The 22,361-nt window shown below is 70.6% G+C and carries 20 protein-coding genes; 8 read left to right on the plus strand and 12 right to left on the minus strand.

Features of this window, described 5'->3' with window-relative positions:
- Nucleotides 1–124: 124 nt before the first annotated feature.
- A complete protein-coding gene (locus tag ACTOQ3_RS08190; protein WP_440082780.1) occupies nt 125–382 on the plus strand; it encodes a hypothetical protein in 258 nt (85 codons plus the stop codon).
- A gap of 109 nt (nt 383–491) precedes the next feature.
- Here the strand turns inward: ACTOQ3_RS08190 and ACTOQ3_RS08195 are convergent, their stop codons facing one another.
- Nucleotides 492–1,637 (minus strand): acyl-CoA dehydrogenase family protein, encoded by a 1,146-nt coding sequence (locus ACTOQ3_RS08195; protein WP_440082781.1) that lies wholly within the window; start codon nt 1,635–1,637, stop codon nt 492–494.
- A gap of 260 nt (nt 1,638–1,897) precedes the next feature.
- On the opposite strand from ACTOQ3_RS08195, the gene ACTOQ3_RS08200 reads away from it, so the two are divergent.
- From ACTOQ3_RS08200 to ACTOQ3_RS08215, 4 genes are all read left to right on the plus strand, one after another.
- On the plus strand, nt 1,898–3,328 hold the full coding sequence (locus ACTOQ3_RS08200) for a hypothetical protein (RefSeq protein WP_440082782.1): 1,431 nt from the start codon (nt 1,898–1,900) through the stop codon (nt 3,326–3,328).
- Between the two features lie 12 nt (nt 3,329–3,340).
- The gene (locus tag ACTOQ3_RS08205; RefSeq protein WP_440082783.1) at nt 3,341–4,174 is read left to right on the plus strand and encodes a class F sortase; all 834 of its coding nucleotides are present in this window, start codon (nt 3,341–3,343) and stop codon (nt 4,172–4,174) included.
- A gap of 168 nt (nt 4,175–4,342) precedes the next feature.
- Nucleotides 4,343–4,882, plus strand: coding sequence for a hypothetical protein (locus ACTOQ3_RS08210; protein WP_440082784.1), 540 nt, complete (start codon nt 4,343–4,345; stop codon nt 4,880–4,882).
- Nucleotides 4,883–5,493: 611 nt separating this feature from the next.
- Complete coding sequence (locus tag ACTOQ3_RS08215; protein ID WP_440082785.1) at nt 5,494–6,555, plus strand: glycerophosphodiester phosphodiesterase family protein; 1,062 nt, start codon at nt 5,494–5,496, stop codon at nt 6,553–6,555.
- 45 nt (nt 6,556–6,600) lie between these two features.
- On the opposite strand, the gene ACTOQ3_RS08220 is transcribed toward ACTOQ3_RS08215, so the two are convergent.
- The 6 genes from ACTOQ3_RS08220 to ACTOQ3_RS08245 form a co-directional block, all read right to left on the minus strand.
- Nucleotides 6,601–8,703: a xanthine dehydrogenase family protein molybdopterin-binding subunit gene (locus ACTOQ3_RS08220; protein ID WP_440082786.1), complete on the minus strand. Its 2,103-nt coding sequence runs from the start codon at nt 8,701–8,703 to the stop codon at nt 6,601–6,603.
- The gene (locus ACTOQ3_RS08225; RefSeq protein ID WP_440082787.1) at nt 8,700–9,731 is read right to left on the minus strand and encodes an FAD binding domain-containing protein; all 1,032 of its coding nucleotides are present in this window, start codon (nt 9,729–9,731) and stop codon (nt 8,700–8,702) included. The genes ACTOQ3_RS08220 and ACTOQ3_RS08225 overlap by 4 nt, the downstream gene beginning before the upstream one ends.
- Nucleotides 9,728–10,318, minus strand: coding sequence for a 2Fe-2S iron-sulfur cluster-binding protein (locus tag ACTOQ3_RS08230; protein ID WP_440082788.1), 591 nt, complete (start codon nt 10,316–10,318; stop codon nt 9,728–9,730). Before ACTOQ3_RS08230 ends, ACTOQ3_RS08225 begins: the two co-directional genes overlap by 4 nt.
- A 215-nt stretch (nt 10,319–10,533) precedes the next feature.
- Nucleotides 10,534–11,556, minus strand: coding sequence for an ABC transporter permease (locus ACTOQ3_RS08235; protein ID WP_440082789.1), 1,023 nt, complete (start codon nt 11,554–11,556; stop codon nt 10,534–10,536).
- 86 nt (nt 11,557–11,642) lie between these two features.
- Nucleotides 11,643–13,235, minus strand: coding sequence for a sugar ABC transporter ATP-binding protein (locus tag ACTOQ3_RS08240; RefSeq protein ID WP_440082790.1), 1,593 nt, complete (start codon nt 13,233–13,235; stop codon nt 11,643–11,645).
- A complete protein-coding gene (locus ACTOQ3_RS08245; protein WP_440082791.1) occupies nt 13,232–13,906 on the minus strand; it encodes a DUF2291 family protein in 675 nt (224 codons plus the stop codon). Before ACTOQ3_RS08245 ends, ACTOQ3_RS08240 begins: the two co-directional genes overlap by 4 nt.
- An 849-nt stretch (nt 13,907–14,755) precedes the next feature.
- On the opposite strand from ACTOQ3_RS08245, the gene ACTOQ3_RS08250 reads away from it, so the two are divergent.
- The 3 genes from ACTOQ3_RS08250 to ACTOQ3_RS08260 all read left to right on the plus strand — a co-directional run bounded on the left by ACTOQ3_RS08250 (nt 14,756) and on the right by ACTOQ3_RS08260 (nt 17,841).
- A complete protein-coding gene (locus ACTOQ3_RS08250; protein ID WP_440082792.1) occupies nt 14,756–15,673 on the plus strand; it encodes a hypothetical protein in 918 nt (305 codons plus the stop codon).
- 13 nt (nt 15,674–15,686) lie between these two features.
- Entirely contained in the window at nt 15,687–16,514 is an 828-nt protein-coding gene (locus tag ACTOQ3_RS08255; protein WP_440082793.1) for a class F sortase, read from the plus strand.
- A 181-nt stretch (nt 16,515–16,695) separates the two neighbouring features.
- Complete coding sequence (locus ACTOQ3_RS08260; RefSeq protein ID WP_440082794.1) at nt 16,696–17,841, plus strand: acetyl-CoA C-acetyltransferase; 1,146 nt, start codon at nt 16,696–16,698, stop codon at nt 17,839–17,841.
- 171 nt (nt 17,842–18,012) lie between these two features.
- On the opposite strand, the gene ACTOQ3_RS08265 is transcribed toward ACTOQ3_RS08260, so the two are convergent.
- The 5 genes from ACTOQ3_RS08265 to ACTOQ3_RS08285 all read right to left on the minus strand — a co-directional run bounded on the left by ACTOQ3_RS08265 (nt 18,013) and on the right by ACTOQ3_RS08285 (nt 22,130).
- Complete coding sequence (locus tag ACTOQ3_RS08265) at nt 18,013–18,204, minus strand: hypothetical protein (RefSeq protein WP_440082795.1); 192 nt, start codon at nt 18,202–18,204, stop codon at nt 18,013–18,015.
- Nucleotides 18,205–18,417: 213 nt separating this feature from the next.
- On the minus strand, nt 18,418–19,827 hold the full coding sequence (locus ACTOQ3_RS08270) for a sensor histidine kinase (RefSeq protein WP_440082796.1): 1,410 nt from the start codon (nt 19,825–19,827) through the stop codon (nt 18,418–18,420).
- Nucleotides 19,827–20,513 (minus strand): response regulator transcription factor, encoded by a 687-nt coding sequence (locus ACTOQ3_RS08275; RefSeq protein ID WP_440082797.1) that lies wholly within the window; start codon nt 20,511–20,513, stop codon nt 19,827–19,829. The genes ACTOQ3_RS08270 and ACTOQ3_RS08275 overlap by 1 nt, the downstream gene beginning before the upstream one ends.
- Nucleotides 20,514–20,667: 154 nt before the next feature.
- Nucleotides 20,668–21,177, minus strand: coding sequence for a hypothetical protein (locus tag ACTOQ3_RS08280; protein ID WP_440082798.1), 510 nt, complete (start codon nt 21,175–21,177; stop codon nt 20,668–20,670).
- A 242-nt stretch (nt 21,178–21,419) separates the two neighbouring features.
- On the minus strand, nt 21,420–22,130 hold the full coding sequence (locus tag ACTOQ3_RS08285; RefSeq protein ID WP_362678365.1) for a class I SAM-dependent methyltransferase: 711 nt from the start codon (nt 22,128–22,130) through the stop codon (nt 21,420–21,422).
- Nucleotides 22,131–22,361: the final 231 nt, after the last annotated feature.

Raw genomic sequence — 22,361 nt, forward strand, 5'->3', positions numbered from 1 at the left:
CTCCGCGTCCTCTTCGCCCTCTCCGTCCGCGTCCGCGTCCGTTTCCGCGTCCGTGGACGTCGACGCGCTCGTCACGGCGTCGCCGTCCACGAGCATTCCCGGGGGCCGGGGAGTTGATACCGCGGTGAACGGGAAGATCGCCCTGCGCGGGGTGGACGGGATCACCGTGACCTCCGAGAGTGACCAGGAGGTGAAAGCCCTCCTGCTGCCGTACACGGTCGTCCGCGACGCGCGGGGGCTGGTCTGCAAGGAGGGGAACGCCCCGTACAGCTGCTCGGTGGAGCAGTTGCAGAAGGCGATCAAGAAGGGGGGCGCCTTCTTCGCCAAGGTGACGATCAAGGACGGGGTGGCCGTCCAGATCGAGGACATCAGCGAGAGGTGACGACCCCGGCCGATCACCGGTAACCGCCGTCCCGCGGGTGCGTGGACGGCGGTTTCCCCGCTGGGGCGTCCCGGAGCCGCTGCGTGTCCCCCGGAAGCAGGTGTGCTTCTCAGAAACCGAAGGAGCGGCCGATGATCTCCTTCATGATCTCGGTGGTGCCGCCGTAGATGGTCTGGACGCGGCTGTCGACCCAGGCCTTGGCCACCGGGTACTCCATCATGTAGCCGTAGCCGCCGTGCAGCTGGAGACAGCGGTCGATGACCTTGGTCTGCAGCTCCGTGGTCCACCACTTCGCCTTGGCGGCGTCCACGGCGGTGAGCTCCCCGGCGTTGAGGGCCAGGATGCACCTGTCCACGTAGAGGCGGGCGATGTCCACCTCGGTGTCCAGCTCGGCCAGCACGAACCGGGTGTTCTGGAAGCTGCCGATGTTCCGGCCGAAGGCGGTGCGGCTCTTGCAGTACTCGATGGTCGTCCGCAGGACCGTCTCCGCCGCCGCCACGGCCATCACCGCGATCGACAGGCGTTCCTGCGGCAGGTTGGCCATGAGCTGGAAGAAGCCCTGCCCCTCCTCGGGGCCCAGCAGGTTGGCCGCGGGGACCCTGACGTTGTCGAAGAACAGCTCCGCCGTGTCCTGGGCGTGCATGCCGATCTTCTCCAGGTTGCGACCCCGGGTGAAGCCCTCCATGCCCCGTTCGACGACGAGCAGCGAGATGCCCCGGGCGCCCGCCGCCGGGTCGGTCTTCGCGACCGTGACGACCAGGTCGGAGTTGATGCCGTTGGTGATGAAGGTCTTCTGGCCGTTGACCACGTAGTGGTCGCCGTCGCGCACGGCGGTCGTCCTGATGCCCTGCAGGTCGCTGCCCGCGCCGGGCTCGCTCATCGCGACGGCCGTGATCAGCTCGCCGGAGGTGAACCCGGGCAGCCAGCGGGCCTTCTGCTCGTCGTTGGTGAGGTCCACGAAGTACGGCGCCATCACGTCGTTGTGCAGCGAGTAGCCCAGGCCGGACGCGCCGATCGCGATGACCTCCTCGACGATCACCGCGTTGTAGCGGAAGTCCGTGATTCCGGCTCCGCCGAACTCCTCGGGCACCCCGAAGCCGAACATCCCGATCTCTCCGGCCTTCTTCCACACCTCGCGGGGGACGATGCCGTCCTTCTCCCACTGGTCGTGGTGGGGCGCCACCTCGCGGGCCAGGAACTCGCGCACGGTCTCCCGGAAGAGCTGGTGCTCCTCCTCGAAGAGGTCTCGCTGCATGGTGTGCCTCCTAGGACTCGCGACGGCTCATGACGGCTCGTGACACAGAATACGATTCTGTTACCAGCAGGTACACCCGGACCCGGCGCGTTCGTGCGATGTGTGGAGGTATGAAGAGGTACATCCAGATCACAAGTGCGCCACGGTCTTCGGATCCACCCGCGATCTCGCTGCGGCGAAGACGGTAGAAACCGTACGATCTACCCTCGGTGTGCTATGGGTATGCCCGTTGACGGCAGCCTTCGTGATCGGAGTGTGTGGTGGTTCGGTGGCGATCTGGGCTCCGTAGGTCTCTCGCGGTTTCGGCCCTGTGCCTTGTCGGCGGCGCGCTGGTCGCGCTGCCCACCGGTGCGTCCGGTGCCAGCAATGCCGAACTCGTGGTCGACTACAGCTGTACGGGCGGGATCGCCCTGGGAAGCAGCGTGGTGAACCTTCGGACCAAGGTGTCGATTCCCACCACGCTCACGGTCGGGGAGCCGCTCAACATCGGCTGGGCCCTCAACTACAAGAACGGCGACCCGGCAAGGTTCGGCTCTCCGGGCTACTTCGGCCCCGGGGGCAAGGTCTTCGTCACCGGGAACGTGCAGGTCTCCGGGAGCTGGGTCGGCGTCCTCCAGCCGAAGGGCTCCGTCGACCAGCCGGGCAAGCTGCAGCCGGGAAAGATCCTGAAGCTTCCCGACGGGATCTCCGACTCCGCCCACACCGACAGGGCGGGCACGCTCAAGGTCAGCCCCCGGAGGCTGTTCGTCGACTTCATGCCTCCGGCCGGTGAGGTCGTGGTCAACAACGACGACCCCCAGGTGACATACCACGCGAACAGCGACTGGGAACCCGTGATCAACGAGCCGCTGAGCATCGGCGACTACGGCCGCGACCTCCACCGTACGACCACGGGGGGCTCCTACGCCGACTTCACGTTCACCGGCACCGGGGTCGAGTACATCGCCCGGCGCAGCAAGGACGCGGGGAGGGTCGGGTTCAAGATCGACGGTGTGGACGCCACGCCGTCCTTCGTCGACGCCTCGAAGAACGCCGACGGCACGACGACGAACGCCGCGCACGAGGGTGGGGTCACGCTGTGGAGGTTCAACGGTCTTAAGTACGGCAAGTACACCCTCCGCGTCACGAACATGGATGGCGGCAAGCCCGCACACATTGACGCCTTCCGGGTGATCACGAGGGAGCTGGCGAATCCGCCGGCCGATTACCGGGCGACCTGCACGCTCGTCAGCGCGCCGGTCTCGGTGGACGTCACGATCTCCGAGCCGGGCGGATCCTCTTCGCCCAGCCCGACGATCACCGTGACCTCGGACCCCTCCGTCACACCCACGATCACCCCCACCTTCACTCCCACGATCACACCTACCCCCACGGTCACCCCGAGCTCGAACGGCGACCAGAACGGCAACCAGAACGGCGGGACGAACAGCACCACCAGGAGCACGACGACCTCGACGCCCAAGCCGACCCTGACCGTGACCGCCACCGTCACCCCCACCAGGCCGACCCCCACCGCGCCACAGGTGATCATCACCCCCAGCGGCGGGGCGCAGACCGGTGAGGCTCCGGGGGGAGGCTCCGGGCTGGGGCTTCTCGGCGCGGGCACGGCGATGGTGACGGGAAGCGCACTGGGCGGTGTGGTCTTGATGAGGCGGCGGGCGGCACACGCGCGCGGCCAGAGGGACAGCTGAAGGAGGCGCCGGATGTATCAAGGACCCGTGCAGGGCGGTCCCGACCCCTACCAGGGCCGGGGTCCGGCTCCCAAGCCCAAGGGGAGCATGCTGATGGCCGGGCTCCTCGTGGCCGGGTCGCTCGGCGGGGTGGCCGCGATCATGGCGGGTCTGCTCGCGTACCTGACTCCGGCGCTGGAGGAGGAGCCGTACGGCCCGCCCGTGCCGCAGGCGGCGGACAGCAACATCCAGATCCAGGAGGTCCCGGCCGCCGGCCAGCAGCCGGCGGGAGTGACGCCGTCCTCCGTGGGGCCGGGCGGGCTCGACGCCCCTCTGACGGCCGCCGCGCCCACGGCGGCGCCGCCGCTGCCGGTGGTCATGCCTCCGGAGCCGTTGAAGAGCGACGGTGTGAAGCCCCGGCGGCTGGCCATCCCGAAGATCGGCGTGCTGGCCCCGCTGATGGCGCTCAGCGTCGACTCCAAGCGGGAGATCCAGACGCCTCCGCTGAGCAGGCCCAACCAGGCGGGCTGGTACAAGCACGGCCCGATTCCCGGGCAGCAGGGGCCCTCGGTGGTGCTCGGGCATGTGAACACCAAGAAAGGCGCCGCCGTCTTCAGCCGGCTGAAGGAGGTCAAGCGCGGAGACAAGATCAAGGTCTCCCGTTCCGACGGAAGCCTCGCGGAGTTCACGGTCGACGGGGTGGAACAGGTCAGCAAGGCGGCCTTCCCGTCGAAGCGGGTCTACGGCAACACCGGTGAGGCGACCCTGCGGCTGATCACCTGCGGTGGTGTCTACAACAGCAGGACCGGTCACTACACCGACAACATCATCGTCTACGCGACCCTGTCGAAGACCCGTCGAGCCTGACCGCGCCGTACCGCACGGCCCGAGAGCCGGGCGCGGTGCTCGCCGAACCGGCAGGTCACGGCCCCTTCGCCGCCCGTCGCCGGTCGTTAGCCTCCCCGGTGATCCGGGTAGGAAGTCGTACAACAGGAGACGACCCCCCGAATGATCAGAAGGCGGGGGTGTGTCCAGGTGAGCATCGTGCGAGCCGGGGTCGTGGCCGTACTCATAGGGGTGGCCGCTCTCGGCGCGGTCCAGCACCCGAAGTCGGGAAACGAGCGATCCACGGGCTGGGGTGCCAAGCGTCCCGCGCACTCGACGCCGAAGCACGCCGGGGGCTGGACGACCAAGAACTGGGGCAACGGGGGACGGACGGCCGAGCGATCGAGGACGAGCATCGAGCGCAAGGGGAACTGGGGCTTCGGGCGGCCGAGATATTCGGACGGCGGACGGCACCGGGCCAGGGCGGCCGGACGGGGGGATCCGGGGCGCGAGCGCGGCGAGAGATGGGGGTTCGGGCGCGACGGGGACCGGGGGTTCGGGCGCGACGGGGACCGGGGGTTCGGGCGCCATAGGGACCGGGAATTCGGGCGCGACAGGGATCGGGAGTTCGCGCGGCCGGCGTGGGTCAGGCAGGGCGAGCGGCGCCGTCGTCACGGGTACGGATACCGGCGGGGACACCGGCACGGAAACGGCTGGTCGGGTGAGGGACGGGGCGGGCGCGGGCGGTGACGCGAGGACACCCGCCCGTCGCCGGGAGCCGGTACGGTGCCCGTTCGGCGGTCGGGGCGGGTGGAGGGCCGGTTCGCCGTCCGGGCTCGGGGCCCGTGAGCCACCGGTTCGCCGGACGGGGCCCGGACGGGGCCCGGACGGTGCCGGATCGCCGCCTGAGGCCGATGCGGGGATGTGAGGCCGGGGCCAGGTCCGGGAACAGGGACGCGTGACCGTCTGTTGACCCGGGTTTCCCCTTCCCGCACCGAGGAGTGAGCGATTGGTCGCTCACTCTTTTTTTGTGGCCGACAAGACTGGGACACATCCGGGGAAATACCTCAGGAGACGGTCATGTGGTCTTATCTCAGTCAGAATCGCTTCTGATCGTTAATCGCATGTCCGGTCCGGGTATAGCCGTTTATGCGAATGTGTCTCCCCCGCTGAACCAGAGCGAGGGGTGTACACAGGTGAGCAAGGCGCGGGCCGGTGTGCTGGCCGTATTCGTAGGGATCGCCGCGATCGGTGTCCTCCACCACGCTGATTCGACGGGCACGCGATCCGCGAGCCCCGCGGACGAACGATCCGCTGCCTCGACGGCCGAGCGGCCCGCGAGCTCCACGGACGGACGGTCCGTGAGTTTCGCGGCCGGGCATGCCGCGAACCCGGAGGCCAGGCATTTCGGCCGCCACGAGGTCACGCCGATCGTCATCGCACACCGTGGAGCCAGCGCGTTCCGTCCCGAGCACACGCTTCTCGCGTACACGGTCGCCATCTCGATGGGCACCGACTACATCGAGCCCGATCTCGTCTCGACCAAGGACCACGTGCTGGTCGCCCGGCACGAGAACGAGCTCTCGGCGACCACCGACATCGCCAGACATCCCGAGTTCGCCGACCGCAGGACGTCCAAGGTCATCAACGGCATCCGGCACACCGGCTGGTTCACCGAGGACTTCACCCTGGAGGAGCTGCGTACCCTCCGCGCCAGGGAACGCTTCCCCAAGGAGCGGCGGGACAACACCGCGTACGACGGGACGGAGCGCATCCCGACGCTCGACGAGGTGGTCCAGCTCGCGCAGAAGCACGGGGTGGGCGTCTACGCCGAGACCAAGTTCCCCTCCTACTTCGCCTCGATCGGGCTGCCGCTCGAGGAGCCGTTGCTGGAGACCTTCGCGCGGTACGGATGGGACGACGAGCGGGACCCGGCCTTCATCCAGTCCTTCGAGACCGGGAACCTCAAGCGGTTGCGTCCCCTCACGCGGCTGCGGCTCATCCAGTTCGTCGGCGCCACCGGCGCCCCGTACGACCTCGCGAGCGCCGGTGACCCGCTCACCTATGACGACATGGTCACCCCGGAGGGGCTGCGGGAGGTCGCCGAGTATGCCGACGGCATCGGGGTGGTCACCAAGCGGATCGGTCCCGGTGATCCCGGAGGTATCGACGGCAGGCCGGTGTCGCCTGTCGCGCTGGTCAGGAACGCCCAGGAAGAAGGGCTCCTGGTCCACGCCACGACGGTTCGCAAGCTCGCCGCGCGGCTCCGGGCGGAACTCAGGGGCGACACCTCCGGCGGGCGCGCCACCGAAGAGGTGAGGAGGTGGCTGAAGCGCCTGTGCAGGCTCAAAGTGGACGGGGTGATCGCCGACGACCCCGGCCTGGCCCGCGCCGTACGGGACCAGCTTCGCACCAGAGACTGACGCGCACCGGCGCGCACCGGGTCTGACCGGCGGACGCGCCCCCCGTCATCGGGTCCGCATGGCCGCCCGTACCCGCTCAAGGGTGATCGGCAGGTCCCGCTGCCGGAAACCGGTGGCGTGGAAGACGGCGTTGGCGATCGCCGCGGCGGTGCCGACGATCCCCACCTCGCCGATGCCCTTGGCGCCGACTGGGTTGAGCTCGTCGTCCTGCTCGTCGATCCAGTGGGCCTCGATCCCGCGCACGTCGGCGTTCGCCGCGATGTGGTATCCGGCCAGGTCGTGGTTGACGAAGTCGCCGAACCGGGGGTCCAGCTCCAGGGCCTCGTGCAGGGCCATGGAGATCCCCATCGTCATGCCGCCGAGGAACTGCGAGCGCGCCGTCCTGGCATTGATGATCCGGCCGCACGCGAAGACCCCCAGCAGCCGCTCGACACGGACCTGCCCGCTGTCGAGGTTCACCCCGACCTCGGCGAACTGCGCCCCGAACGAGTGGCGCGCGAAGCGCTTCCACCCGGCGAGGTCCTCGGCGGTGTCCGCCCGTGCTCCCAGGCCCTCCGGGGGGACCAGGCCGGACCGCTCGTCGAGATCCTTGACCAGCGCCCGGCAGGCCTTGCTCACCGCCCAGCTCCAGGAGGAGGTGCCCATGGACCCCCCGGCGAGTGCCGCGGGGCCGAAGACGCTGCGGCCCACCCTGACCGTGACCCGGTCCATCGGCACGCCGAGCTCGTCGGCGGCGACCTGGGTGAGCGCGGTGCGGGCGCCGGTGCCGATGTCGGCCGCGGCGATCTCGACCACGAACCTGCCCGTGGGCTCGGCATAGGCGGCCGCGGTGGACGCGCTGGTGTAGACGGGGTAGGTCGACGACGCGACGCCGGTCCCGACGAGCCACCGGCCGTCCTCGCGGACGCCCGGCGTGGGGTCGCGCCCGGCCCAGCCGAAGCGTGCCGCCCCCTCACGCAGGCAGGCGACCAGGTTGCGGCTGCTGAACGGGAGGCCCGACTCGGGGTCGGCCGAAGGCTCGTTGACGATCCGCAGCTGGACGGGGTCCATCCCGAGGGCGTACGCCAGCTCGTCCATCGCCGACTCCAGGGCGAACATCCCCGGAGCCTCGCCGGGAGCGCGCATCCACGAGGGGCTCGGCACGTCCAGCCGCAGGAGCCGGTGGACGGTGTGGCTGTTGGGCGTCGCGTACATGACGCGGCTGGGCGCGACCGTCTGCTCGGTGTACTCGACGAGTTTCGAGCTCTGCTGGAGCGCGTCGTGCCACACCGCGGTCAGCCTGCCGTCGCGTTCGGCCCCCAGGCGTACGCGCTGCACGGTGGGCGTCCGGTAGCTGACGAGCGCGAACATCTGCTGCCGGGTCATCGCCACCTTGACCGGTCGTCTGACGGCGCGGGCGGCCAGCGCCGCCAGCACGGTCGGCGGGCGGGTCGCCGCCTTCGACCCGAAACCGCCGCCGACGTGGTCCGCGACGACGCTCACCGCGCTCTCGGGAAGGCCGAACAGCTGGGCGATCGCGGTCGCCGACACCCACGGTGCCTGGTCGGCGTTGTAGAGCGTCAGGGTCTCGCCCTCCCAGAACGCGATCGTGGCGTGCGGCTCCATCGGGGTGGCGTTCTCGGGCGGGGTCGTGTAGGCGGCGTCCACGCCGACCGGCGCCGCCGCCAGGGCGCTCTCGGCGTCACCCCACTCGACCGTCCCCGTCAGACCCGCGTTGACCTTCTCCGGAGAGGAGATCCGCGGGCTGCCGGGATCCAGCACGACCTCGTACTCCTCCTCCTCGTAGTCCACGCGCACGGCCGACGCCGCCTCGCGGGCCCCCTCCAGGGTGTTCGCGACCACGGCCGCGACGATCTGCCCCCGGTAGGCGACGTCGGCCGACTGCAGGACGGCCAGCTCGGCGTCCTGCACGGGACGCAGCCGGGAGACGTTGCCGCTGTCCAGCACGGCGATCACCCCCGGCAGGGCCAGCGCGGCGGCGCCGTCGACGGAGCGCACCCGCCCCCGGACGATCGTGGACTGCACCGGCCAGACGTAGACGGCGTCCGGTACGGGGTACTCGTACGCGTAGCGGGCCACGCCGGTGACCTTGTCGCGTCCCTCGATCCTGACCGGTGCCCCGCCCACCACCTTGTCGAGAGTGGTCATCCCCGCTCCTCCCGAGTGAAGCCGTTCCCCGTGGACCCCGCCGGTTCGGTGAGATCTCGGACGCTCGCCGCGATCAGGTCGCCGGCCAGCCCGATCTTGAACTCGTTCCGCGGGAGGGGGCGCGCCGCCACGAACTCCGCATCCGCGGCCGCCAGCAGCAGCGTCCTGGTCGGCCGGTGGCCGGCCAGCATCCTCTCGGCCTCCCGGGCCCGCCACGGCACGGGGGCCACCCCGCCCAGCGCCAGCCGGATCTCCCGCAGCGAACCGTCGGCCTCCGTCGCGACCACCGCCGCGACCGAGACCACCGCGAACGCGTAGGACCAGCGGTCGCGGACCTTGCGGTACAGCATCGCCGCGCCGTCCGGGGGTGGGGGCAGCTCGATCCCGGTGATCAGGTCACCGGGCTCCAGCACCGTCTCCCGGTCCGGAGTGTCGCCGGGCAGCAGGTAGAAGCGGGAGAGCGGGACCGCCCGCTCGTCGCCTCCCGCGAGCCTGATGTGCACCACGGCGTCGAGGGCGGCCATCGCCACCGCCATGTCGGAGGGGTTGGTGGCCACGCACGCGACGGAGGTGCCGATCACTCCCAGGTCGCGGTGGTCGCCGCCGATCGCCGAGCAGCCGGTACCCGGCTCGCGCTTGTTGCACGGCTTGGTGACGTCCTGGAAGTACGGGCAGCGCGTGCGCTGCAGCAGGTTTCCGCCGGTGGTGGCCATCGACCGCAACTGCCCGGAGGCCCCGGCCAGCACCGCCTGGGAGAGCGCGGGAAAACGTTCCCTGATGCCCTGGTCGCCGGACAGGTCGCTGTTGCGCACCATCGCGCCGATGAGCACGCCGCCGTCGGCCCGGTGCTCGATCCGGTCGTACGGCAGCCGGGTGATGTCCACCAGCGTCGCCGGCTCGACCACGCCGAGCTTCATCAGGTCCACGAGGTTGGTACCGCCGGCCAGGAACATCGTGCCGGTGCCGTCGAGGACGGCGGTGGCGGCGGCGCCGGGGTCGGTGGCGCGCTCGTAGGTGAAGGGCCTCATCGCGCGCTCCCGGGATTCCACCCGGAGAGAACCGGGTCCGGGCCTCCCCCGCCGGCCGCGTCGAGGACGGCTTCGACGATTCCGGCGTACGCCCCGCAGCGGCAGAGGTTGCCGCTCATCCGTTCGCGGACCTCCTCGGCGTCCAGGGCGCCGCTGGAGGCGACGCCCGCGGCGACGTCCTCGGTGACGTTGCTCGGCCAGCCCCGTTGCGCCTCGTCGAGCGCGCCGATGGCCGAGCAGATCTGGCCCGGCGTGCAGTAGCCGCACTGGAAGCCGTCGTGATCGAGGAACGCCCGCTGGACGGGGTGCAGATCGTTCGAGCCGGCCAGGCCGGCCACCCCCTCGATGGTGACGACCTCCTGCCCGGCGGCCATGACCGCGAGCGTCAGGCAACTGTTCACCCGGCGGCCGTCCAGCAGGACCGTGCACGCCCCGCACTGCCCGTGGTCGCATCCCTTTTTCGTCCCGGTCAGCCCGAGATGTTCCCGTAGCGCGTCCAGGAGGGTCACCCGGTTGTCCAGGGAGACGGAGTGGTCGACACCGTTGATGCGCAGCGTGATCTCGCTGCTGAACGCTTCGACTGCCATGCGTTTATCCTGTCAATTCCCCAATGATGGGGGGATTTGTGATTAATCTGAAAATCCAAAAGAAGCGGTAATCGTGGTGCTTCGAGAATCACGGGGGAATCAAGGGGCCGCCAAGACCGGTGACACCCCGGCCCGGTACGAACAGGTGGCCGCGGCACCCCGGGGCGGGGCCGGAGCCCTGGCCCGTCCCCGGCTGCCGCGGCCGTCCGGCCACGTCAGCCCGGTCGCCTGCCGGCGGCCATCGCCGACGCGGTGGCCCCACGCCGCCGGAACCGCTGCCGGCCCTGGTCCAGCATGACGACGAGAACGAGCACGGTTCCCTTGATGACGATCTGCCAGAACTCCGACACGCCCATGAGCACCAGGCTCTCGGCGAGAAGGCCGACGACACAGGCCCCGATGAGAGCGCCTCGTACCGTGCCGAGCCCCCCGCCCAGCGCGGCGCCGCCGAGGATCACCGCGGTGATCGCGTTGAGCTCGTACGTCTCACCGGCCAGCGGCGTCGCCGAGGCCAGCTCCGAGGCGATGACGAGACCCGCGAGCGCGGCGCAGCCACCGGAGATCACGTACACGGCCGTCCTGACGCGGTCGATCGGGACCCCGGAGAGCTCCGCGGCCCGCTCGTTGCCGCCCGCGGCGTACAGCCACCGTCCGAACGGCGTCTTGGCGAGCACCAGCGCGACGGCGACGGCGAGGAGGACCGCGATCCAGATCACCACCGGGAGGCCGAGCGGGCGCCCGGTGCCGAGGACCTCGAAGCCGGTGTTGCCCAGCTCGGGGTTGCCGTTCAGATTGGGATAGGTCGAGCCGTCGGAGATCAGCAGCGCGATTCCCCGCGCCACGTACAGCATGCCGAACGTCGCGATGAACGGCGGCACCTTGAACCGGGTGATGACGACGCCGTTCACCAGGCCGACGAGCATGCCGACCGCGACGCAGAGCACGATCACGCCCCACACGGGCGGGTAGGCGAAGGCGTCGGCGAACCCGAGTTCGAGTCCTTCGAGCAACTCGCCGGCGACGACCCCGGAGAGCCCGGCGATCGAGCCCACCGACAGATCGATGCCGCCCCTGACGACGACCAGCAGCACGCCGAGCGCGATCACCGCGTTGATCGCGATGTGCTTGGCCACCATGACGAGGTTCGGCGCGGAGAGGAACGTGTCCGACAGCAGGCCGAAGGCCACGATCATGGCCACGAGCGCGATGAGCGCCCGTAGCTCGAACAGGCTGTTCACCAGGGAGAGGCGGCGGGCCTCGGCTGTGGCCTTCCCCGGCGGAGAGTGACCTGGCGGCGCCGGTGCGGGGGGCGTTTCCCGAGGCGTCACCCCGCACCGTCCCCGTCCGTGCTCGTGCCGGTGTCCCGATCGATGTCAGGGTCGATGTCCATGGCGGTGGAGGCGCTGCCGTCCGAGACCTTCAGCAGTTCCTCCCGGGTCGTCGTGCCGCGCCGGAACTCGCCGACGAGGACCCCGCGGGCGAGCACCAGCAGGCGGTCGGGGACGCGCAGGGCCTCCTCGGCGTCCGACGTGGTGAAGAGGACGGCCAGGCCGCGTTCCGCCTGTGCCGCGATGAGCTCGAAGATGTCCGTCCTGGCACCGACGTCGACGCCGCGCGAGGGTTCGTCCAGCAGGAGCACCCGGGGGGCGGTCAGCAGCGCCCTGCCGATCATCACCTTCTGCTGGTCGCCGCCGCTCAGCGACGCGACCGACGCCTCCGTGCCGCCCGTCCCGACGGTGATGTCGGTGATCATCCGGCAGACGGCTTCCCGCTCGCGGTCACGGCGGATGAGCAGCCGCCGGACGAACGCGCCCAGCCCGGCCAGGGAGAGGTTCTCCCCGACCGACATCGTCTGGACGAGGCCGTCGCGCCGCCGGTTCCCCGGGACCAGGATCATGCCCAGGCCGACGCGGTCGCGGATCCCCACGTGCTCCAGCGGGGTGCCGGAGAGCAGGACGCGGCCCGACTGCGAGGGGATCCGGCCGGCGAGTGCCTCCAGCAACTCGGTGCGGCCCGAGCCCGTCAGCCCGTAGATCCCCACGATCTCGCCCTCCCGCACGGTCAGGGAGAGGCCGTCGACGGCGAGGCGGCCGGGGTTGGCCGGGTCGGCCACCACGAGGTCGCGCAGGGTCAGCAGTTCCTCCCCGGCGACCGCGGTACCGCGCGGGAACCGGTCGCCCTGGTCGCGGTCGGTCATCCGCTCCACGACCCACCGGACGCCGACGTTGTCGGCGTCCGCCGTGGCGACCAGCCGCCCGTCACGCAGTACGACGACGTCGTCGGCGATCTCCAGTGCCTCCTCCAGGTGCGTGGAGACGTAGACGATCGCCACGCCGTTCGAGGCCAGCTCCTTGATGATCCGGAACAGGACCTTGACCTCGGGGGCGGTGAGCGCCGAGGTGGGCTCGTCCATGATCAGTACCCGCGCCTCCTGGAGGAGTGCCCTCGCGATCTCGACGATCTGCTGCTCGCCCGGAGTCAGGTCACCGACCAGCCGGTCGGGATCCAGATACTCCTCCAGGCTGTGGAGGACCGCCGCGGCGGTGGCCCGCTGGGACGAGCGGTCGATCACCCAGGGGCCCCCGCGGATCTCCCTGGCCAGGAACAGGTTGTCCTGGATGCTCAGGTTGGGGCAGAGGCTGAGCCCCTGGTGGACGATCGCGACGCCCTGGTCGGCGGCGTCGCGGGGCGACACGAACCTGACGGGCTCCCCGTCGAGCTCGACATGGCCGGTGGTGGGGTGCTCGATCCCGGAGAGGATCCTCATCAGGGTCGACTTGCCGGCCCCGTTCTCGCCGAACAGCGCGGTCACCCGGCCGGCGGCGACGTCGAAGTCGACGTCCCGGAGCACGTGCGTGTTCCCGTACACCTTGGTGACGTCCCGGGCGCTCAGGACGGTGGTGGTCGGGGTCCTCACGCGATCTCCTTGATCGAGACCGGGGTGATGGTCACGACGGAGGGGGTGAGGAAGCTGAAGGCCCCGACGAAGGAGATCTTCTTGCCCTCCAGCCGGGGTGCGTCCAGGTTCTTGAGCAGTTTCTCCCGCATCTGGTCGTTCAGCGCGGTGGCGGCGTTGGCGTACTCCACCTGATCGAGGAACTGCCCGAAGCTGATGAACCCCACCGCGTCCCGCAGTGCCGTGCCGTTGATGATCGGACCGACCTGCAGCGAGACCCGGGTGTCGGGGGGAAGGCCGGGCACGGTCACGTGCATCAGTCCCGACCTCACCGTCCCGGCCGTGCCGGCGCCCTCGACCGCGAAGGTGTAGGGGCCGTTGCCGTGCCGGACGCCGTACCGCTTCCCGGCCGCATCCACGTCGGCGTTCATGGCCTTCACCAGTACGGGCAGCTCGACGGCCTTCCTCTCGATCGCGGGCACGACCTTGTCCTCGTACGTCCGCGCTCCGTACGCGGCCGGGTCGAAACGCCGGGGACCCGCCGCCGCGACGGACTCCGCCGAGCGGTACTGAGTGCTGAACCCGATGGCCGCCAGGAGTGCCACCGCCAGGGCGACGGCGATCCATCTCACCGGGATCCGCCGGCGGGGCACCTGCCCGCCGCGCGCCCGCGATGCAACCGGCGTGCTCATCTCAGTCCTTCCAATGGGGAAACCTCAAGGTGATCGCTGATCCATCCGCTGGGGGAGAGCCCCGGAAGGGGCTCGCGGCCGGGCGGGGGAAGGCTTACCGGAGAGCCCGGGGATGATCGTCGCTGTTCGGCGAAGGCGTTCGGCGGAACCCTTCGGACGACGCGGCGTGCCGCCGGGGAGTCCTCACGCCCGCGGGGCGGCGAAGTGATCCTCGCGGCCCACCGGGCCGAGGGCGCGGTGATGCTCTTCATGCCCCGTATACCCGTTCGCACGCCTTCCACCGAATCCTTCCCGAACGGGAACCGGTCGAGCCGCCGGACGCCGTCCAGCCCGCGCGGCGACCTCGCGGGCGAACGCGAGGCCCCGGTCAGATGAACGGGCCGATGACCACGGTGGGTGTGTCGATGAAATATTTCAACAACCCAAACGGATATTCGGAGCGTCCGAATCGGGCCCACCGCAGGTTCCACCCTGCCCGATGGGGCTTCCGTAGGGTGATCTTTAAGTGTGGCCACACCAGTTTTGACCTGGTTTTTTACATATATCCGGACGCTGATTGCCAACCCCGGGCCGCCCGTCCCCCCGGGCGGCGGGACCCTCGGGCGGGCTCCGTGAGGTATCTCCCGCACGTTCCGTGTCCGGCCGGGGTCCGGCCCGACCCGCCACGACGGGCTTTACCGATGTACGGTGTCGTTTGCTGTGGGATAGATGGGAATTTGTGTCCGTTTAGCCGACTTGCTCGCGTGGCGCGGTCTGTGTTCGTAGGATCTATGCCGAACCTTGACCACAACCTGTAAGCCTCGGCGGCCGGTGTGAGGCCGGCCGATCAAGCTGGAACGAGGAGAAACTGTGCTGAAGTCCAAGACGCGGCTGCGCGTCGCGGTCAAGACGGCCGTGATCGCTACGGCGGGCGCAGGCATCTTCGGTGCGTTTCCCGCGCTCGCCTCCATCTACGCCGCTCCCACACCGGTGGCCTACACCTGCACGCTCGCCGGTGCGCCGTCACCGTCGGCGACGTACACCTTCACCATGGACCTCACCGGTCCGGCGGCGGGAGTGGTGAACTCCCCCCTGGTGGCGACCTGGAAGATCAGCCCGCCGGCCGTCCTTCCCTCCCTCACCCCGTCCGCGCCGGCCCCGGCGGGCGCGAGCCTCGTCGCCGACGCGGAGATGCAGATCAGCGCCAGCCCCGCGGGAGTCCTGGCGCTCCCCACGGAGCTCCGCCCGATCCTGGTCACCGCCGCGCCCCCGGTCGCCGGGCAGCCGGTCACCGCGCCTCCGCTGGTCGTCACGGTGACCCCCCTCGCGACCGGGGTCGTCGCCTTCCAGCCCGACGCGTTCACCCTGCTCCTGGCGGCCGGCGCGGCGGGTGCCGGGAGCGAGGCCGAGCTGCTCGACTGCGCCCCGCCCCAGGCCGCCCAGGCCTCGCCCGCCGCGCTGCGGGTGACCGTGGGGACGGGCAGCCCCAGCGCGAGCGCCAGTGCGAGCGCGAGCGCCAGTGCCAGTGCCAGTGCGAGCGCCAGTGCCAGTGCCAGCGCGACCCCCAGGCCGACCCTCACCGTCACCCAGACCAAGACCTCCGACCCGGTACCCGACCCCGACTCCGACGAGCAGATCGACGAGACCCCCAAGGGCGCCGCCTCCACGGGCGGCGGCGGTGACGCCGGGCCCGACGCTCGGATGATCATGTTCAGCGGTGTGCTGACGGTGGCCCTCGCCGGAATCGGCGGGCTCGTGCTGCGGCGTCGCACCGCCGGTCGCGGCTGATCGGGGTGGCCGGATGACCACCCCCCCGCCGCCGGGCGGCTGGCCGCCCCCGGGGCCGCCGCCGCACTACCGGCCGGTCCCGGTCCAGCCGCCGTACCCGCCGCCGGGCCCCCACCAGGGGTACGGCCCGCCGTACGAGGAGCCCCCCGGCAGCCGGATGATGCGGTCGGTGCTCATCCTCGCCGGGATCGCCGGGGTGGTCACGGTGCTGGTGGGCCTGCTCTACATGCTGGCCTCGCCCGAGGAGTACGGTCTGGCCGACCAGCGCACCACGCTGCCGCCCCGCGACCTGGCGGCGGCACCGGCGAACCCCTACTTCCAGGCGCCCCCGACCGCGCCGCCGCCCCTGCCCAGCCTGCCCGCGGCCCCGGCCATGCAGCCCTCGTCCCCGGTGCGCCTGGTCATCCCGCGGCTCGGGGTCAACGCGCCGGTCAGGTCCGTCGGGCTCGACAGGAAGGGCGCCATCGAGGTGCCGCCGGTCGGCCACCCGAACCTGGTCGGCTGGTACCGCTCGGGACCCACTCCCGGCGAGGCGGGTCCCGCGATCATGCTCGGGCACAAGGACACGCGCTCGGGAAGCGCGGTGTTCAGCCGTCTCGACGAGATCCGCAACGGCGACGTCATCGAGGTGCACCGCAAGGACGGGATCATCGCCGTCTACACCGTGGGCGGCCTGGAGCAGGCGGAGAAGTCGGTGTTCCCGACCCAGCGGGTGTACGGCCGGTCGCCGACCCCCCAGCTGCACCTGATCACCTGCGGCGGCACCTACAACCGCGCGACCGGCCACTACACCGACAACGTCATCGCCTACGCGACCATGACGAGCACGAAGAAGGCCTGAACGGACCGCTCGGGCCGGGCCGGGTCTCGGATTCATCCGGTGCTCCGGAAAGACGCGATCATCCTCGCCGCCGTGCGCGCCGCTCCCGTCCAGGGCGCGGGCGAAAGTTCTGTTGTAACCTCCTAATAACCGAACATTGCTCGGTTTCGCAGGCAGCTCGGTTCCGCAAGCAGGAGGCACTGTGGCAGAGGCGTACATCGTCGGGGCGGTCCGCACCCCCGTCGGCAAGAAGAAGGGCGGTCTGTCCACCGTCCACCCCACCGATCTGGCCGCGCACACCCTCGGCGCGCTCGTCGAGCGTACGGGCGTCGACCCGTCCGCGGTCGAAGACGTGATCATGGGCTGTGTCATGCAGTTCGGCCCGCAGAGCATGGACATCGCGCGCAACGCGTGGCTGTCGGCGGGCCTTCCGGAGAGCGTCGCCGGTGTGACCATCGACCGCCAGTGCGGCTCCTCCCAGCAGTCGATCCACTTCGCGGCCCAGGGGGTGCTCTCCGGCACCCAGGACCTCGTCGTCGCCGCCGGGGTGGAATCCATGAGCATCGTCCCCATGGGGTCGAGCATCACCGCCGCCCTGGAGAAGGGCATGCCCTTCCCGTTCGGGGAGAAGTGGGTGGAGCGGTACGGCAAGCAGGAGATCTCCCAGTTCCGCGGCGCGGAGCTCATGTGCGAGAAGTGGGGTCTCAAGCGCGAGGAACTGGAGCGGTTCGCGTACGAGAGCCACCAGCGGGCCTCGAAGGCCGTCGCGAACGGCTATTTCAAGGACCAGATCGCCCCGATCAACGGTGTCGAGGACGACGAGGGCCCGCGCCCGGACACCACGCTGGAGAAGATGGCGTCGCTGAAGACGCTGAAGCCCGACGGCATGATCACGGCCGCCACCTCCTCGCAGATCTCCGACGGCTCGGGAGCGATCCTGATCGCCTCCGAGCAGGCCGTCCGCGACCACAACCTGACCCCCCGGGCGCGCATCGTCACCCTGGCGCTCACCGGCGACGACCCGGTCTACATGCTGACCGCGCCGATCCCGGCGACGCAGAAGGCGCTGAAGAGGGCGGGCCTGTCGATCGACGACATCGACGTCACCGAGATCAACGAGGCGTTCGCCCCCGTCCCGCTGGCGTGGATCAACGACCTGGGCGCCGACCCGGCGAAGGTCAACCCGAACGGCGGCGCGATCGCCCTGGGTCACCCGCTGGGCGGCACCGGCGCGATCCTGATGACCAAGCTCCTGCACGAGCTGGAGCGGACCGGCGGCCGGTACGGGCTGCAGACGATGTGCGAGGGCGGCGGCCAGGCCAACGTCACGATCATCGAGCGTCTGTGACGCCGGCGCCCTGAGGCACTCGGGGCACCCGAGCGTTCACGGGGCGCCCGCGAGGTGGGCTCGTGAGGCGCCCGTGAGGTGGGGAAGGCCCCGGTCCTGGAATCCAGGACCGGGGCCTTCCGTGTTTTCGCGACGGGGCCGGCAGGTCGGCTTCGCGAAGGGGCCCGAAGGTCAGCGGCCGCCCTTGCCGGGGATCCGGCGCGGCTGGTGGGTCGGTCTCATCGGCGCCGGGGGCATCGGCAGGTGCCGGGGCGCCGGGGGCACGACGTGCTCGGGAAGCGGGGTGCGGGGCTTGGGGGTCTTGGCGGTCCTGGACTTCCCGCCGCGCTTCTGCGCGAGTTCGTGGGCAGCGTGAATTCGCATATGGACTCCTTGAAGAATGTGACGACGCGGTGAGATCCCGGGTCGGACGACTCAGCTGCCGCGTCGGACGAACGGGGCCAGAGGGCTGAGTGCGGGCGGATCGGCGAGGACCGATCGACGCCGGCTCCTAGGAGTTGGTCCACATGCGGTCGAACATACGGCGGCCCACCGAGGCGTGCAACCGATTTGTTCGCCGCCGGTTCCGGACCGCGCTCACCCGGCGAGACCGGCCGGCCCCGCCGGGACGGGGCGCTCGGGAAGCTCGACGTGAACGCGGGTGCCCTCTCCGGGGGCCGAGGTGATCCAGCAGCCGCCGCCGTGCGCGTCGGTGATCGCCTTGACGATCGACAGTCCCAGCCCGGCACCGTCGGGCATCCGCTCCCCGCCTCGGTGAAAGCGGTCGAAGGCCCTGTCCACCTGCTCGGCGGACATCCCGGGGCCGTCGTCGGAGACCTCGATCAGCGCACCGCCGGGCGGCCGCCGCGCGACCCGCACGGTGGCCGTCGTCCCCGCGGGGGTGTGCGCTCGCACGTTCGCCAGGAGGTTGACGAGGATCTGCCGGATCCTCGCCTCGTCGGCGGTGACGGTCAGCGACTCCGGGGCGTCCACGACGATCGGCGACTCCGGCTCGATGGCCGTGCAGTCCGCGCTCACGTCGCGCGCCACCGAGGCCAGATCGGTCTCGGTGAGCTGGAGCCCGGCGTTCCTGTCCAGGCGGGCGAGGTCGAGCATCTGGCTGACGAGATCACCCATCCGGGTGGCCTCGTCCTCGATCCTGCCCATGATCCTGGGCATGTCCTCGGCGCGCAGCGCCCCGGTCCGGTAGAGCTCGGCGTACCCCCGGATGGTGGACAGCGGGGTCCGCAGCTCGTGCGAGGCGTCGGCGGCGAAGCGGCGGACGCGCTCCTCCGACGCCCAGCGATCCCTGAAGGCCCCCGCGATCCGGTCGAGCAGCAGGTTCACGGCCGTGCCGATCCGCCCGACCTCCGAGGGGTCCTCGGGCATCCGGACCGACAGGTCGCCCTCCCCGGCCATCCGGTACGCCGCCCCGGCGATCCTGGCCAGCGGTGAGAGCCCCCTGGTGATCAGGGCGCGGCCGGCGAGCGCCAGCACCAGGATCAGCGCGCCGCCGGTGAGCAGCTCGGCGATGACGAGCCGCCGGATCGGGGCCTCGACGGACTCCAGCGGGACGGCGACGACCACCAGCCGGTTGCCCTGCCTGGCCTCGGCCACCCGCGCGATCATGCGCTGGTCGCCCGTCGTGTCGAGGACGAACGCCTCCCCGCTCTCGGCCTGAACCTTCAGGCGGGCGGCACCGAGGCTCTCCACCAGCCGCGGTACGGTCGCGGCGGCGGGCGCGTCCCCGTTGACGAGCCTGGCCCGGCCCGAGTTGAGGTTCATCGCGGCCACGGCGTAGGTGGACCCGGTCAGGGTCTGCGCGAGCTGGCCGCCGGGGGCGGCGACGATCCGCTTGGCGGCGGTCGCGGTGGCCGCCCGCAGCTGCCCGTCGAGTCTTTCCATCAGGTGCCCGCGCAGGACGAGGACGCTCACGATGGACAGCATCACCAGCAGGGCCGTGCTCACCGCGAGCAGGCCCGCGAGCAGCCGCGCCCTGAGCGACATCAGGTGCCCCGGGGCGGGCGCAGCGCGTAACCCACTCCACGCTGGGTGTGGATCAGCGGCGGGCCGAGCGGGTCGAGCTTGCGGCGCAGGTAGGAGATGTACGTCTCGACGACCTGCGACGAACCCCCGTAGCCCCAGACGTGTTCCAGCAACTGACGCTTCGTCAGGACCAGTCCGGGATGTTCCATCAGGAAGGCGAGCAGCCGGAACTCGGTGGGGGAGAGGTCCAGCGCGACTCCGGCCCGCCGTGCCTCCCAGCGTGACTCGTCGAGTTCCAGGTCCGCCACTCTGAGCGTCCCGCCAAGGTCGTCGGAGACGGCCGTCCTGCGGAGCACCGCCCGCACGCGGGCGACGAGGGCCTCCACGGAGAAGGGCTTGGTGACGTAGTCGTCGCCGCCCAGGGTGAGGCCGCGCACGGTGTCGGTGGGGGTGTCCCTGGCCGTCAGGAAGATCACCGGGGTGTGCAGGCCCGCGGCCCTGATCCTCCGGCACACCTCGAAACCGTCGACGTCGGGAAGCATCACGTCGAGCACGATCAGCGCGGGGGAGCCGCCCTCCACCGCGTCGAGGGCCTGCCCGCCGGTCGCCACGCCCGTCACCCCGAAGCCGTGGAAGCGCAGGGCGACCTCGACGATGTCACGGATGTTGGGGTCGTCCTCGACGACGAGGATGGTGCGCTCGTTCATGGAGGCCCCATTCTTGCCTACCGATCCGTACTTCGTCCTATTTCGTAGCTGTTAGTCCTCAATTGGAGGCCGCCGCGAAGCGGTGGAATTCCGGCGCATCTCGGTGATCCCACCGCTTCACGGTCAGCTTCCGCCGGGCCTCCGGAGTCCCCGGTCAGCTCCCCGGAGTGGTGACCGGCGGGTCCAGGAGGGCGCGGTCACGCGGTACGAACACCGCGGCGGCCGTCGGGTCGGTCGAGGTGGGGACGCCGATCACGAAGACCCCGTCCCCGACGACCAGCTTGGTCAGGTCGGCGCGGACGCCGAGCCTGCGGAACCTCGTGGACGTGTCGAGGTTCCAGTTCCAGACGAGTCCGTCCTTGCTCTTGACGGTCAGCTTGTTCTCACCCTTGGCGGTGATCACACCTCGCTGCCAGGTGTAGTCGATGAACGTCGACTTCTTGTCCCTGACGGTGGCCCGTCCGTGGATGCCGACCACCCACAGGTTGTAGTGGGAGCGCAGCCGCGGCCCGCGAAGCGTGGAGTCGGCCTTGAGCAGCTGGTCGGCGATGGCGGTCACGCCGGTGGGCACGGGGGGAGTCGTGCCGGTCGCCCAGGCGGTGGAGCCCGTCAGCATGATCGACGCCGTAATGGCCGCGGCGCCGAGTGCCAGTTTCCTCTTCATGGTGGTCCTTCCGGGAACGTCTCCCGATGGGAAGACGTCGATCAGGCAATCGTCCCGAGCTGTGATCTTCGAAGGAGGATCCTGGGAATTCCCTGAGAGCCGTGGAGCCGTGAAAAGGCCGCGCGCGGTGCCGCTCCTGAAAAGGAGCGGCACCGCGCGCGGGTCACCGTGGTCACTGTGGGGGCGCTGTGGGCACTGTGGGCACTGTGGGCACTGTGGGCTACGTGGGCGCTCGCCCGGGACTACTTGGGAACGCGGGCGACGCAGAAGACGGTCTGCCCGAACGGCGGACGGACGAAGCGCTCGATGAGGCGGGTCAGGGGCACCACCGTGCGGTCGTAGATCTTGACCAGGCGGGGGTCGGGGTAGCCGACGCCTCCGCGGCGGACGGCGGCCCACCAGGCGATGCCGCCCAGGAAGTTGATCGGCTTGAGCACGTCGATGTCCAGGCCCGCCTTGGAGACCGTGCTGCGCAGGGTGGCGGGGGTGTAGCGGGTGACGTGGCCGACCTTGCGGTCGAAGTCCCCGTACAGCTGCATGTAGCCGGGCACCCAGATGACGATCCGGCCGCCGGGGAGGGTGACCTTGGCGAGGGAGCGCAGGGCCTCGACGTCGTCCTCGATGTGCTCCAGGACGTTCATCATCACGACGGTGTCGACCTTCTCACCGATCGGGATCTCGGTCGGCAGGCCGAACTGGAGCACGTCGATGTCGTCGCGGCCCTCGAAGCGCTTCTGCAGCTGCTCCACGCAGTAGGGGTCGAAGTCGCTGACCACCAGCCGGTCGAGGCGAGGCAGGAACGCCTCGGCGAAGTGGCCGAGCCCGGAGCCGATCTCCAGCATGGACCGGCCCACGTGCGGGGCGACCATGTCGAGCTCGTACTGCCGGTAGTTCTTGGCCTCGTCCCCACCCAGGTGGTTCTCCAGGGCCTCGTCACCGGCCGCGGGTTGCACTACGCGGTCATACCCAGACATGCGGTTCCGTCCAGCTCGCTTACGGAAAGGCCGCGGCGAGGCCACGACCAGGGACAGCCAGAGTCTAGTGGCGCTTCCCTCGCGGCGGCCCCTTAAACGCTTCACGGCCGGTGCCGTCCCTCCATGACGAGCCCTTTCGCGGCGAGCACCGGCCGGGCCCGCCGGGCGGCACGCCCCGTGCTCCACCCCGATTACCGGCTCCGCCGAATC

The organism is Streptosporangium sp. LJ11 (assembly GCF_051918945.1).
Lineage (GTDB): Bacteria > Actinomycetota > Actinomycetes > Streptosporangiales > Streptosporangiaceae > Streptosporangium.

What these genes read in the sequence shown, in the direction of transcription:
- ACTOQ3_RS08205 (WP_440082783.1), top strand. Translation starts at nt 3,341, where the DNA reads ATGTATCAAGGACCCGTGCAGGGCGGTCCCGACCCCTACCAGGGCCGG.
- ACTOQ3_RS08245 (WP_440082791.1), bottom strand. Translation starts at nt 13,906, where the DNA reads ATGAGCACGCCGGTTGCATCGCGGGCGCGCGGCGGGCAGGTGCCCCGC.
- ACTOQ3_RS08230 (WP_440082788.1), bottom strand. Translation starts at nt 10,318, where the DNA reads ATGGCAGTCGAAGCGTTCAGCAGCGAGATCACGCTGCGCATCAACGGT.
- ACTOQ3_RS08270 (WP_440082796.1), bottom strand. Translation starts at nt 19,827, where the DNA reads ATGTCGCTCAGGGCGCGGCTGCTCGCGGGCCTGCTCGCGGTGAGCACG.
- ACTOQ3_RS08265 (WP_440082795.1), bottom strand. Translation starts at nt 18,204, where the DNA reads ATGCGAATTCACGCTGCCCACGAACTCGCGCAGAAGCGCGGCGGGAAG.
- ACTOQ3_RS08275 (WP_440082797.1), bottom strand. Translation starts at nt 20,513, where the DNA reads ATGAACGAGCGCACCATCCTCGTCGTCGAGGACGACCCCAACATCCGT.
- ACTOQ3_RS08220 (WP_440082786.1), bottom strand. Translation starts at nt 8,703, where the DNA reads ATGACCACTCTCGACAAGGTGGTGGGCGGGGCACCGGTCAGGATCGAG.
- ACTOQ3_RS08195 (WP_440082781.1), bottom strand. Translation starts at nt 1,637, where the DNA reads ATGCAGCGAGACCTCTTCGAGGAGGAGCACCAGCTCTTCCGGGAGACC.
- ACTOQ3_RS08225 (WP_440082787.1), bottom strand. Translation starts at nt 9,731, where the DNA reads ATGAGGCCCTTCACCTACGAGCGCGCCACCGACCCCGGCGCCGCCGCC.
- ACTOQ3_RS08280 (WP_440082798.1), bottom strand. Translation starts at nt 21,177, where the DNA reads ATGAAGAGGAAACTGGCACTCGGCGCCGCGGCCATTACGGCGTCGATC.
- ACTOQ3_RS08255 (WP_440082793.1), top strand. Translation starts at nt 15,687, where the DNA reads ATGACCACCCCCCCGCCGCCGGGCGGCTGGCCGCCCCCGGGGCCGCCG.